This window comes from Streptomyces sp. NPDC046985 (assembly GCF_040644415.1).
GTDB lineage: Bacteria > Actinomycetota > Actinomycetes > Streptomycetales > Streptomycetaceae > Streptomyces.
Genome location: NZ_JBEYWK010000014.1, coordinates 156,855 through 169,209, shown reverse-complemented (window position 1 = coordinate 169,209; position 12,355 = coordinate 156,855). Strand labels below are relative to the sequence as shown.

The following is a 12,355-nucleotide window of genomic DNA, read 5'->3' as shown; positions in this document are numbered from 1 at the left end:
CATGTTGCTGTAGATCTCGACTAAGAAGCCATCTCATCTGGCAAGCCTGCGGTAGCAGATCAGGTTGCATGCGGGGCTCGGGAAGCGAGGAAGTGCTTGGCTTCGCGCTCGTAGCGACGATGCAAGCTACGGCATCCGGCGGGCCAGGCCATCCTGCATTCTATGGTCCAGCGGTGCCGGCCGAGCCGTTGCGAGGTCTCGACTCCCTTACGGGCTGTGCGATGCCGGATGCCTCGCTGGGATAGCCATCGCTTCAAGTGGGAGTGGTCGTATTCTTTGTCGGCGTAAAGCTTGCCGGGCTTGCGTTGGCGGGGGCCACGCCAGGACTGGACCGGAGGAATGCCTTTGGCGAGCGGTACAGGGCCCGGCGGTCGTGGACATTGGCACCGGAGACGCCGACAGAGAGCGGCAGACCGGTTCGGTCGGTGATCAGGTGGATCTTCGAGCCGTACTTGCCCCGGTCGACAGGATTCGGACCTGCCAGATTCCCTTTTCAGGGCCCATACGCTGCGCCACCCCGCTACCCCGCCACGCTGGCCGATCCGGAACTGCTGGCGAGGGCGGTCGCCGCCAACGAGGGGTCAGCCAAGGCCACATGACCGCAAGACCATGCTCCTCCAGCAGTCGCAGCAGTTCGGTGCGCTGAAGAAGGCCCATGCTGTCGTGCTGGTTTCGACGCCCGTGCTCGCTCTGGATCGGAGACCGGGAGGGCCCGTCGACTTCGTCGGCGGGCCCTCTTCGTGTGGCGGTGACCGTTACGCGGGGACCGACGCCACGCCCGGTGTCAGGAAGCGCTTGCCGTTCACTCGGTCCGAGACGCCCTCGCGGTCCAGGTACGGCGTGATGCCGCCCAGGTGGAAGGGCCAGCCCGCGCCGGTGATCAGGCACAGGTCGATGTCCTGGGCCTCGGCGACGACGCCCTCGTCGAGCATCAGGCCGATCTCCTGGGCCACCGCGTCGAGCACCCGGGCCCGCACCTGCTCCTCGGTCAGCACCGTGTCGCCCTGCTGGAGCAGCGCGGCGACCTCCGGGTCCAGCTCCGGCTTGCCGCTGTCGTAGACGTAGAAGCCGCGCTTGCCCGCCTCGACGACCGCCTTGAGGTTGGGGGAGACGGTGAAGCGGTCCGGGAAGGCCCCGTGCAGGGTCTCCGAGACATGCAGGCCGATCGCCGGGCCGACCAGTTCGAGCAGGACCAGCGGGGACATCGGCAGGCCCAGCGGCTCGATCGCCTTCTCCGCGACCTCGACGGGGGTGCCCTCGTCGATGATGTTCTGGATCTCGCCCATGAAGCGGGTCAGGATGCGGTTCACCACGAACGCCGGAGCGTCCTTGACCAGGACCGCCGTCTTCTTCAGCTTCTTGGCCACCGCGAAGGCGGTCGCCAGCGAGGCGTCGTCCGTCTCCTCGCCGCGGACGATCTCCAGCAGCGGCAGCACCGCGACCGGGTTGAAGAAGTGGAAGCCGACGACCCGCTCGGGGTGCTTCAGCTTCGACGCCATCTCCGACACCGACAGGGACGAGGTGTTCGTCGCCAGGATCGCGTGCGCCGGGGCGACCGCCTCGACCTCCGCGAACACCTTCTGCTTGACGCCCATCTCCTCGAAGACCGCTTCGATGACGAAGTCGGCGTCCGAGAAGCCCTCGGCCTTGTCCAGTACACCGGTCACCAGCGCCTTGAGGCGGTTGGCCTTGTCCTGGTTGATCCGGCCCTTGCCGAGCAGCTTCTCGATCTCGGCATGGACGTAGCCGACGCCCTTGTCGACGCGCTCCTTGTCGACGTCCGTGAGGACGACCGGGACCTCCAGGCGGCGCAGGAACAGCAGCGCGAGCTGCGAGGCCATCAGGCCTGCGCCGACCACGCCGACCTTCGTCACCGGGCGGGCCAGGTTCTTGTCCGGGGCGCCCGCGGGCCGCTTGCCGCGCTTCTGCACCAGGTTGAACGAGTAGATGCCGGCGCGCAGTTCGCCGCCCATGATCAGGTCCGCCAGGGCCTGGTCCTCGGCGTCGAAGCCCTGCTGGAGGTCGCCGTTCTCGGCGGCGGCGATGATGTCCAGGGCGCGGTAGGCGGCCGGGGCCGCGCCGTGCACCTTGGAGTCCGCGACGGCCCGGCCGCGGGCGACCGCCTGCTGCCACGCCTCACCGCGGTCGATCACCGGGCGGTCGACGACGATCTCGCCCTTGAGCACGGCCGCCGTCCAGATCAGCGACTGCTCCAGGAAGTCGGCCCCCTCGAACAGCGCGTCCGCGATGCCGAGTTCGTAGACCTGGGCGCCCTTGAGCTGCTTGTTCTGGTTCAGGCTGTTCTCGATGACGACCGAGACCGCCTTGTCGGCGCCGATCAGGTTCGGCAGCAGGGTGCAGCCGCCCCAGCCCGGGACCAGGCCGAGGAAGACCTCGGGCAGCGAGAACGCGGGCAGCGCCGCGGACACCGTGCGGTAGGAGCAGTGCAGGCCGACCTCGACGCCGCCGCCCATCGCCGCGCCGTTGTAGTAGGCGAAGGTGGGCACGGCCAGCTTCGCCAGCCGCTTGAAGACCTCGTGGCCGCCGCGGCCGATGGCCAGCGCGTCCTCGTGCCGCTTCAGCAGCTCGACGCCCTTGAGGTCGGCGCCGACCGCGAAGATGAACGGCTTGCCGGTGACGCCGACGCCGACGATCTCGCCGTCCGCGGCCTCCTGCTCGACCTGGTCGATCGCCGCGTCCAGGTTCGCCAGCGACTGCGGACCGAAGGTGGTCGGCTTGGTGTGGTCGAAGCCGTTGTCCAGCGTGACGAGGGCGAACCGGCCCGCGCCCAGCGGCAGGTCGAAGTGGCGCACGTGCGCCTGCGTCACGACCTCGTCCGGGAACAGCTCGGCCGCGCCCTTCAGGAGTTCAGCGGTGCTCACTTGTCGCCTCCGTCGAAGTGCGGGTTCTCCCAGATGACCGTCGCGCCCATGCCGAAGCCGACGCACATGGTGGTCAGGCCGTAGCGGACGTGCGGCTGCTCCTCGAACTGGCGGGCGAGCTGGGTCATCAGCCGGACACCGGAGGAGGCCAGCGGGTGGCCGAACGCGATGGCGCCGCCGTACTGGTTGACGCGCTCGTCGTCGTCCGCGATGCCGTAGTGGTCCAGGAGGGCCAGCACCTGGACGGCGAACGCCTCGTTGATCTCGAACAGGCCGATGTCGGAGATCGACAGGCCGGCCTTGGCCAGTGCCTTCTCGGTGGCCGGGATCGGGCCGTAGCCCATGACCTCCGGCTCCACGCCCACGAAGGCGTAGGAGACCAGGCGCATCTTGACCGGCAGGCCGTTCTCCCGGGCGAAGTCCTCGCTCGCGATGACGGAGGCGGTGGCGCCGTCGTTCAGGCCGGCCGCGTTGCCCGCGGTGACCCGGCCGTGCACGCGGAACGGCGTCTTGAGGTTCGCCAGGTTCTCCAGGGTGGTGCCCGGACGCATCGGCTCGTCGGCGGTGACCAGGCCCCAGCCCGTCTCGCCGACCGCGGGGTCCGTGCGGCGCACCGAGACCGGCACCAGGTCGGCCTGGATCTTGCCGTTGGCGTACGCCTTGGCGGCCTTCTCCTGGGAGCGCACGGCGTACTCGTCGGCGCGCTGCTTGGTGATCTGCGGGTAGCGGTCGTGCAGGTTCTCCGCCGTCATGCCCATGAACAGGGCCGACTGGTCGACCAGCTTCTCGCTGACGAACCGCGGGTTGGGGTCGACGCCCTCGCCCATCGGGTGGCGGCCCATGTGCTCGACGCCGCCCGCGATGGCCACGTCGTAGGCGCCGAAGGCGACCGAGCCGGCCACCGAGGTGACGGCGGTCAGCGCACCGGCGCACATGCGGTCGATGGAGTAGCCGGGGACCGTGGTGGGCAGCCCCGCGAGGATGCCGGCCGTGCGGCCGATGGTCAGGCCCTGGTCGCCGATCTGCGTGGTGGCGGCGACGGCGACCTCGTCGATCTTCTTCGGGTCGAGACCGGGGTTGCGGCGCAGCAGCTCCCGGATCGCCTTCACGACCAGGTCGTCGGCGCGGGTCTCGTGGTAGATGCCCTTCGGGCCCGCTTTGCCGAACGGGGTGCGGACGCCGTCGACGAAGACGACGTCCCTGACGCTACGAGGCACGATGGCTCTCCTCCAGGGTGCGGGATGGCACTGCTGCGGCGCACAGCGCTGAGCGTGCGCTCAGGTTCATGCTACTCGCGGGTAATGTCACTGCCCAGTCCTTCCGCCCCAAGCGGCGAACGTCACACGCCCGGCGAGGGGACCGGGGGCGCCGATCGGCGCCTCATCCGGTCAGGCGCCGCCGGGCCGGGACCCTCTCGCCGCCGTTCCCGCGATGCGCTCGGGGGGCGGCTGCGCGGCGCGAGAACGCGGGCGGGACGCCCCCGGGAGGGCGTCGATCGCGGTCATGGCGCCGCGGGCGGGGCGGGGCGCTCCGGGCCTGGCGGGGCACCGCGAGCGGGGCGCGAGGGCGTCGCGGGGCATGCGCGGCCACCGAGGAGGCTGGGAGCGCGGCGGCAGCGGGGCCTACTCCGCCTCGCCGCTCAGCGCCCGCACCAGTGCCGGGGCGACCTGCTCCACCTGCCAGGGACGCGCGCCGTTGCCGGCGAGCGCGGCCGCGACCGAGGCGGCGTCGACGCTCTGCGGCGGCTCCCAGCACAGCCGGCGCACGGCGTCCGGCGCGATCAGGTTCTCCTGCGGCATGGCCAGCCCCTCGGCCAGCGCGGTGACCGCGGCGCGCGCCGCCGACAGCCGGGCCGCGGCGGCCGGGTCCTTGTCCGCCCACGCCCGCGGCGGCGGGGGACCGGTGACCGGCTGTCCCGGCTGCGGCAGTCCGGACTCGGGCAGGGCCTTGGCCCGGTCCACCGCGGCCTGCCACTGGTCGAGCTGGCGCCGTCCCGTCCGGTGCCCGAAGCCGTTCAGCGCGGCCAGCGCCTGCACGGTGGAGGGCAGCGCGAGCGCGGCCTCGACGATCGCCGTGTCCGGCAGCACCTTGCCCGGCGAGACGTCCCGCTGCCGGGCGATGCGGTCCCGGGCCTCCCATATCTCCCGGACGACGGCGAGCTGCCGCCGGCGCCGCACCCGGTGCATCCCGGACGTGCGCCGCCAGGGGTCCTTACGGGGTTCGGCCGGCGGGGCCGAGGCGGTGGCGTCGAACTCCTGAAGGGCCCATTCCAGCTTGCCCTGCCGGTCCAGCTCCTTCTCCAGCGCGTCGCGCAGGTCGACGAGCAGTTCCACGTCGAGGGCGGCGTAGCGCAGCCACGGCTCGGGCAGCGGGCGGGTGGACCAGTCGACGGCGGAGTGGCCCTTCTCCAGGACGAAGCCGAGCACGTTCTCCACCATGGCGCCGAGGCCGACCCGCGGGAACCCGGCGAGCCGGCCGGCCAGCTCGGTGTCGAACAGCCGCGTGGGCACCATGCCTATCTCGCGCAGGCACGGCAGGTCCTGAGTGGCGGCGTGCAGCACCCACTCGGCGCCGGACAGCGCTTCGCCGAGCGCGGACAGGTCGGGGCAGGCGACGGGATCGATCAGCGCGGTCCCGGCGCCCTGGCGGCGGAGCTGCACCAGGTAGGCGCGCTGGCCGTAGCGGTAGCCGGAGGCGCGCTCGGCGTCCACGGCGACGGGGCCGGAGCCGGCGGCGAAGGCGGCCACCGTCTCGGCCAGCGCGGCGGCGTCGGCGATGACGGGCGGTATGCCCTCGCGCGGTTCCAGCAGCGGGATCGGCGCCCCCGTCTCAGACGATCCACCGTCGTCCGGAGGGGCGCCTCCGGTGGTGCGCAGTGGGCAGTCTGCTGCGGTTTCTCGGGCGTCGGTCACCTGTCAAGGGTATCCGTGGATGGACGGCGCCCGCCGACGGAACGTTCCGTCGGCGGGCGCCGGAGGGTCGTGGACTGGTCAGGTCGGCGACACGTCCGATGCACGGTCAGTGCGGTGAGAGCGGGGCCGGCGCCGCGTCGGGACGGTGCTCGGCCGGGTGCGGAGGGGTTCGTAAAACAGGGGAGCGGCCAGAGCGGCGTACGGGTGACGGAGGGGCTGACGGAGGGGGCTGAGGGAAGCCGGGAGCGGTCGAGAGGTCGGCGGAAGTCCGGAGGAGCGGAGTCGGAATCGCGGGGGTCGCGGGGACGGGGGTGAACGGGGTGAAGGGCCCGAGAGACGCGTGGGGAAGCCGCGAGAAGCCGAGGAACGGGCTGACGGTCGGGCTGAGAGGTGAGCAGACGGTCGGGCTGGGGGACGGGCAGACGGCCTTACGGGGAGCGGCGGCCGTGCGCCGGTCTCAGTGGATGATGCCGGTGCGCAGGGCGACGGCGACCATTCCGGCGCGGTCGCCGGTGCCGAGCTTGCGGGCGATGCGGGCGAGGTGGCTCTTGACGGTCAGCGCGGACAGGCCCATCGAGACGCCGATCGCCTTGTTGGACTGGCCCTCGGCGACCAGTCGCAGCACCTCGACCTCACGGCCGGACAGCTCGCGGTAGCCGCCCGGGTGGCTCGGGGCGCCCGGGGGGCGGCGGTGCATCCGGGCGGCGCCGATGGGGGCGGCGCCCGGCCGGGTGGGCAGCCCGACGTTGGTGCGGGTGCCGGTGACGACGTAGCCCTTCACCCCGCCCGCGAGGGCGTTGCGGACGGCACCGATGTCGTCGGCGGCGGACAGGGCGAGGCCGTTGGGCCATCCGGCGGCACGGGTCTCGGACAGCAGGGTCAGCCCGGAGCCGTCGGGCAGGTGGACGTCGGCCACGCAGATGTCGCGCGGGTTGCCGACGCGGGGGCGGGCCTCCGCCACGGACGACGCCTCGATGACGTCACGGACGCCGAGCGCCCACAGGTGGCGGGTGACGGTGGACCTGACGCGCGGGTCCGCCACGACGACCATGGCGGTCGGCTTGTTCGGGCGGTAGGCGACCAGGCTTGCGGGCTGCTCGAGAAGAACGGACACCAGGCCTCCTGGGGGGTGGGGGCGACGGGGCCGGCCTGTGGGGAAGAAGCCGGACGAACCGTGCTTGCAAGGTCACAGTCGTCTTCGGCAGTAAACCTGTCGTCCTTTAGAGAAAGATCACGATCTGGTGAGTAACAATGCGTGCAATTCGGACACGCTGTCGATCGCCCGAAGGTCGAATCGGTTCGCTCGGGGCCGTTCGGGTTCGCCAGATGCCCGAAAATGGCTGTATCGACAAAGGCGGCGAAGACACGGCGAGAAGCCGGTGACACGCGCCGGACAGCGGGCGGCCCGGACGGAGAGGAGTCCGTCCGGGCCGTCGGATCAGGCGGGAGGCGGCAGCGCGCCGAGGAGTGCGCCGGTCAGGGGGACTGCGGGCCGCGCCGCTGCGGCAGCGTCACCACGGAGGCGTCGCCGGGCCCGGCCGGCGGCAGCCCCGCCACCTGGGCCAGCAGATCGCACCAGGCCGCCAGATGACCCCCGGTGTCGGGCGCCCCGCCATGGCCCTCGCGGGGCGTCCAGGAGGCGCGGATCTCGATCTGCGAAGCGGCGGGCCGCGCCGACAGGCCGCCGAAGTAGTGCGAGCTGGCCCGCGTCACGGTCCCGCTCGGCTCCCCGCAGGCCAGGCCGCGCGCCTGGAGCGCCCCCGTCAGCCACGACCAGCACACCTCGGGCAGCAGCGGATCGGCGGCCATCTCCGGCTCCAGCTCCGCCCGCACCAGGGTCACCAGCCGGAAGGCCCCCCGCCAGGCGTCGTGTCCGGCCGGGTCGTGCAGCAGCACCAGCCGGCCGTCGGCCAGCTCCTGCTCGCCGTCGACGACCGTGGCCTCCAGCGCGTGCGCGTAGGGTGCGAGGCGCTGCGGCGGCGGCACCTGCTCGATCTCCACCAGCGGACGCAGCCGTGCGGTCCTCAGCCCCTCCACGGCGGCCCGGAAGGGCGAAGGCGTCGGATCCGCCGTCCTGGCACTCCCGGCCCCTCCCGGTTCCTTCTCCTTGCCCCTCACTTCCTTCGCCTCGTCCATTCCGCCAGCGCCGTCCGACCGTCGTCCCTGTGCCGCAGCCATGCCGGGAAGATTAAGGGGAACCGGGCCTTCGCGCAGGGCAACACACCCCGCCGCCGGCTCCGGCCCCGTCCGGGGACCGCGCACCGCGGCCGGATCGCCCCCGCGGGCGTGCGAGACTTGCCCCCGTGAGTGCCAACGAGACGCCCGCCCGCCCGCAGTCGCCGACCGCCGCCCACGACTCCGCCTTCCTCAAGGCGTGCAGGCGTGAACCGGTGCCGCACACCCCCGTGTGGTTCATGCGACAGGCCGGGCGCTCGCTGCCGGAGTACCGCAAGGTGCGCGAGGGCGTCGCGATGCTCGACTCCTGCATGCGCCCGGACCTGGTCACCGAGATCACCCTCCAGCCGGTCCGCCGGCACGACGTGGACGCGGCGATCTACTTCAGCGACATCGTGGTGCCGCTGAAGGCCATCGGCGTCGACCTGGACATCAAGCCCGGCGTCGGCCCGGTCGTCGAGCGTCCCGTGCGCACCCGCGCCGACCTCGCGCAGCTCCGCGAACTGACCCCCGAGGACGTCCCCTACGTCACCGAGGCGATCGGCCTGCTCACCCGCGAGCTGGGCGGCACCCCGCTCATCGGCTTCGCCGGAGCGCCGTTCACGCTCGCGAGCTACCTCGTGGAGGGCGGCCCGTCCCGCACGTACGAGAACGCCAAGGCGATGATGTACGGCGACCCCGAGCTGTGGGCCGACCTGCTCGACCGCCTCGCCGGCATCACCGCCGCCTTCCTGAAGGTGCAGATCGAGGCGGGCGCGAGCGCCGTGCAGCTCTTCGACTCCTGGGCCGGCGCCCTCGCCCCCGCCGACTACCGCCGCTCGGTGCTGCCCGCCTCCGCGAAGGTCTTCGAGGCCGTCGCCGGATACGGCGTCCCGCGCATCCACTTCGGCGTCGGCACCGGCGAGCTGCTCGGCCTGATGGGCGAGGCCGGGGCGGACGTCGTGGGCGTCGACTGGCGGGTCCCGATGGACGAGGCCGTCCGCCGGGTCGGCCCCGGCAAGGCGCTCCAGGGCAACCTCGACCCGACCGTGCTGTTCGCCCCGCGCGAGGCCGTGGAGGCCAAGACCCGCGAGGTCCTGGACGCGGCGGCGGGGCTGGAGGGCCACGTCTTCAACCTCGGCCACGGCGTCATGCCCTCCACCGACCCGGACGCCCTCACCCGGCTCGTGGAGTACGTGCACACGCAGACCGGCCGCTGACCGCTGACCGCTGACCGCGGCGGCCGGTTCGCACCGGGCGTCGCTGGGCATCTCCGGGGCGGGCCAGGCGAGTTCACGCCGGGTGGTCGCCTGACGTGACGTCAGGCCGCCCCGGAGCAGCGCAATCCCAACGCTCTGGCAAGCGCACCTAAGGCGGGCGGCTGAGGCGGTGGGCGCCACGCCACGGCACCGTGTCGCGGCCCGGCCCTGGCGTCGAACTCCCGAGGCGCCGCGGCAGAGCCGCTGAGGCAGGGGCCCGTCAGGCGGACGCGCCCGGGGGCGGCGCGGTCACGCGGAAGCGCCGGGGACCGGGGCTTGAGCGGCCGGGGCCGGCGTCTGGGCCGGCTTCGGCAGGGCGGTCTCGACGGAGAGCGCCGCCAGGCCCTCGTCGAGCATCCGCAGTGCGCGCGGGAAGTCGCGCAGCCGTCCCGCCAGCACCTCCAGGCCCGCTGAGAGGGAGTGCGCGGGCACCGCGCGGGACTTGAGGATCTCGGCGGTCCACGTCGCGAAGGCGGAGAAGACGTCCGGATCGTCGACGTAGAGCGCGGTGGCCAGGAAGTCGACGATATGGGCGATGTCCTCGGCGGTCCGCTCGCGCTGCGCGTCGCCGTAGGCGCGCAGCGCCGGGAAGCGCTTCTCCAGATCGGTGAGCGCCTGCCGCACCAGCCGCGGGCGGGACCGTGCGATCCACGTGTACTCCTGGTCCGTCAGGTGTGGCAGGTCGTCGACCGGTTGCCGGGCGGCCGTCGGCCTCGGCGGCTCGATCCCCTCCTCCAGGACGGCCGCCGCGGCCCGCGCGTCCGGCGCCCAGCGATCGGCGCCCAGCGCGCGGGCGTAACGGCCGTCGGGTCCGAAGGCGCGTCCGCCGGCCATCACCGGGACGCCTATGGCCTGGCACGCGGTGATGGCCGCGTGCGCGGCGGGCAGGTGGGTGGGGAGGGAACCGGACAGCAGCACCGCGTCCGGGCCGGTCTGGTGCAGATGGGCGATCAGGTGGGGCGTGGGGGTCTGCGCGCCGAGGTAGTCCACCCGCCAGCCGCGCAGCCGCAGCACCTCGGCGACCAGCCGGGCCGGCATGGCGTGCCACTCGCCGTCCACGCAGCCGACCGTCACCCTGCCGCGCTCCCCGGCGCCCGACGGCCGTGACCGGCGGGCGAGCGCGGCCACGACCCGCTCGTTGACGGCGGTGGCCGCGTGCTCCTGCGCCACGGTGATCTGGTCGGCCGCCCAGGCCCCGCCGACCCTCGCCTGCACCCCGGCGATCACGTCGAGCAGCAGCGTCTCCCGGTCGAGCCCGTCCGCCAGCCCGGCGTGCACGACGTCGAGGGCCGTGTACTCGTCGCCGTCGATCACGGCCTGCCACAGGTCCTCCCGCAGCGCGGCGGGGCACGGGGCGGGGCGGGTCACTCGTCCCCCTCGCGGGAGTCGCCGCCGTCGGCCGGCGCGAAGGACGGCGGAGCCGTCCGGGCGGCGCTGACGGCCACGGTGGCCATGTCGTCGTGGCGTCCGGCGCCCACCCACTGGCTCGCCAGCATCTGCACCCGCTCCACCACGGCCTCGGCCGGCATGCCCGCGCACCCGGCCAGGGCCTGCTCGAGGCGGTGCTCGCCGAACAGGTCGTCGCCCAACGGGCCGCCGCGGGCCTCCGTGACGCCGTCGGTGTACAGCACGCAGGTCTCTCCGGGGGCGAGTTCCGTCTCCACGGTGCGCGCCGTCACCGTGGGCAGCGCGCCGACCAGGGTCCCGTAGGTGGGCGCCGCCTCCACGCTGCCGTCGGCGCGCAGGATCAGCGGCCGGGGATGCCCGGCGCCGGTCAGCCGCAGCCGCACCCGGTCGCCGCGGCGGCGCACCGAGGCCAGCACGATGGTCGCGAAACGGGTGTGGTGCGAGGACAGCAGCGCCCCGTTGAGCAGGTTCAGCACGCGTTCGTGGTCGGCGGCCAGCGGCAGCAGCGCGTGCAGCGTGTTGCGGATCTTGCCGGTCAGCACCGCGGCCTCCAGGCCCTTGCCCGCCACGTCCCCGAGCACCACCAGCGTCTCCCCGGACGGGTCCGCGCTGGGGTGGACGTCGTAGAAGTCGCCGCCCACCTGCTCCTGGTCCTTGGCCGCGCGGTAGTAGCCGGCGTACTCCACGCCGTGCACGCCGTGCAGCGCGGGCGGCAGCAGCTCGCGCATCAGCGTGGCCGTGACGGACGCCTGCTCGGTGTACATACGGGCCGCGGACAGGGCCGCCCCCGCCCGCGCGGCGAACAGCCGGGAGAAGACCTCCTCGTCCGGGCTGAACGCCCGGTCGGTGGCGGACCGGAGCAGCACCAGGGCGCCGGCCGGCACGCCGTGGCCGGGCAGCGGGGTGACGATGACGGAGCCGACCCGTCCGGTGAAGTCGGGCGGGATCACCCAGTCGGGGAGGTCGCCGGGGTCGATCCAGCGGGCCGGAACGGGCGGGAAGCCCCGCAGCGCCTCCGCGAGACCGGGCACGTCCGCCGGGTCGACGCGCCGCGTCACCTGCACGACGGGACCGCCGCGCCGGGCGAGGGTCAGCGGGTGCCGTCGCCCCTGCGACGGCGCGATCAGCACGGCGGCCTCGGCGAGGTGCTCCGCGGCCATGCGCGCGGCGACCTCGGCGCAGCGCGGCACGTTCAGCGTGGACAGCAGCGTGCTGGATATCTCCGCGAGCAGGGCCGAGCGCTCCCGGGCGTTGTGCAGGGCCGTCTCCGCCAGACGCCGATCGTCGTCGATGAGCCACCACACCACCGTGCCGCCCGTGGACCGGCTGGGGTGCGCCTCGTAGAAGCGGTCGCCGATCAGTCCTGCGGCATGGGCCGCCGGCTCACCGAGATCCTCGGGAAGGCCGAGGTCACCGGGGCCGCCGAGGTCACCGGAGCCGGGGCCGCGGAAGTCACCGAGTCGGCCCAGGCCGCTGAGTTCGTCGGGCGGCCCGGCGTCCGTGTGCCGACGGTGCGCGTCGGCCAGCCAGGAGGGCGCCCGGTCGGACAGCGCCTGTCCGGGCGCGGCCTCGGGCAGCAGCAGGCGGGCGGCGGCGTTGATCCCGACGACACGGCCGTCGCGGCCGACCACCAGAACGGGACAGGGGGCATCGCGCCATGCGGCGCCGACCTCGACGTCCGCAGGCGCACTGGTGGGGGTCCCGCCGGATGCACGCACACAAGGGGGCACGCGTACCGCGT

General features: G+C 73.4%; 8 protein-coding genes and 1 pseudogene. 1 reads left to right on the top strand and 8 read right to left on the bottom strand.

Annotation, left to right across the window (positions count from 1 at the left end; translation table 11 throughout):
* Positions 1 to 33 precede the first annotated feature (33 nt).
* From ABZ861_RS19780 to ABZ861_RS19755, 6 genes and pseudogenes are all read right to left on the bottom strand, one after another.
* Positions 34 to 493: pseudogene (locus ABZ861_RS19780) on the bottom strand (transposase); the annotation flags it as partial.
* 262 nt (positions 494 to 755) lie between these two features.
* Positions 756 to 2,882, bottom strand: a complete 2,127-nt coding sequence (locus tag ABZ861_RS19775) for a 3-hydroxyacyl-CoA dehydrogenase NAD-binding domain-containing protein (protein ID WP_361631769.1) — start codon at positions 2,880 to 2,882, stop codon at positions 756 to 758.
* Entirely contained in the window at positions 2,879 to 4,099 is a 1,221-nt protein-coding gene (locus ABZ861_RS19770; RefSeq protein WP_361631767.1) for an acetyl-CoA C-acyltransferase, read from the bottom strand. The genes ABZ861_RS19775 and ABZ861_RS19770 overlap by 4 nt, the downstream gene beginning before the upstream one ends.
* 405 nt (positions 4,100 to 4,504) lie before the next feature.
* Positions 4,505 to 5,794 (bottom strand): ribonuclease D, encoded by a 1,290-nt coding sequence (locus tag ABZ861_RS19765; protein WP_361631765.1) that lies wholly within the window; start codon positions 5,792 to 5,794, stop codon positions 4,505 to 4,507.
* A gap of 457 nt (positions 5,795 to 6,251) precedes the next feature.
* Positions 6,252 to 6,908, bottom strand: a complete 657-nt coding sequence (locus tag ABZ861_RS19760; protein ID WP_361631763.1) for a response regulator transcription factor — start codon at positions 6,906 to 6,908, stop codon at positions 6,252 to 6,254.
* 362 nt (positions 6,909 to 7,270) lie between these two features.
* Positions 7,271 to 7,972: a DUF3000 domain-containing protein gene (locus ABZ861_RS19755; RefSeq protein WP_361631761.1), complete on the bottom strand. Its 702-nt coding sequence runs from the start codon at positions 7,970 to 7,972 to the stop codon at positions 7,271 to 7,273.
* Positions 7,973 to 8,097: 125 nt separating this feature from the next.
* On the opposite strand from ABZ861_RS19755, the gene hemE reads away from it, so the two are divergent.
* Positions 8,098 to 9,168: a uroporphyrinogen decarboxylase gene (gene hemE, locus ABZ861_RS19750; RefSeq protein WP_361631759.1), complete on the top strand. Its 1,071-nt coding sequence runs from the start codon at positions 8,098 to 8,100 to the stop codon at positions 9,166 to 9,168.
* A 288-nt stretch (positions 9,169 to 9,456) separates the two neighbouring features.
* Here the strand turns inward: hemE and ABZ861_RS19745 are convergent, their stop codons facing one another.
* Together ABZ861_RS19745 and ABZ861_RS19740 are read right to left on the bottom strand one after the other, a co-directional pair.
* Complete coding sequence (locus tag ABZ861_RS19745) at positions 9,457 to 10,575, bottom strand: cobalamin-dependent protein (protein ID WP_361631757.1); 1,119 nt, start codon at positions 10,573 to 10,575, stop codon at positions 9,457 to 9,459.
* Positions 10,572 to 12,332, bottom strand: a complete 1,761-nt coding sequence (locus tag ABZ861_RS19740) for a PP2C family protein-serine/threonine phosphatase (protein ID WP_361631755.1) — start codon at positions 12,330 to 12,332, stop codon at positions 10,572 to 10,574. The genes ABZ861_RS19745 and ABZ861_RS19740 overlap by 4 nt, the downstream gene beginning before the upstream one ends.
* Positions 12,333 to 12,355: the final 23 nt, after the last annotated feature.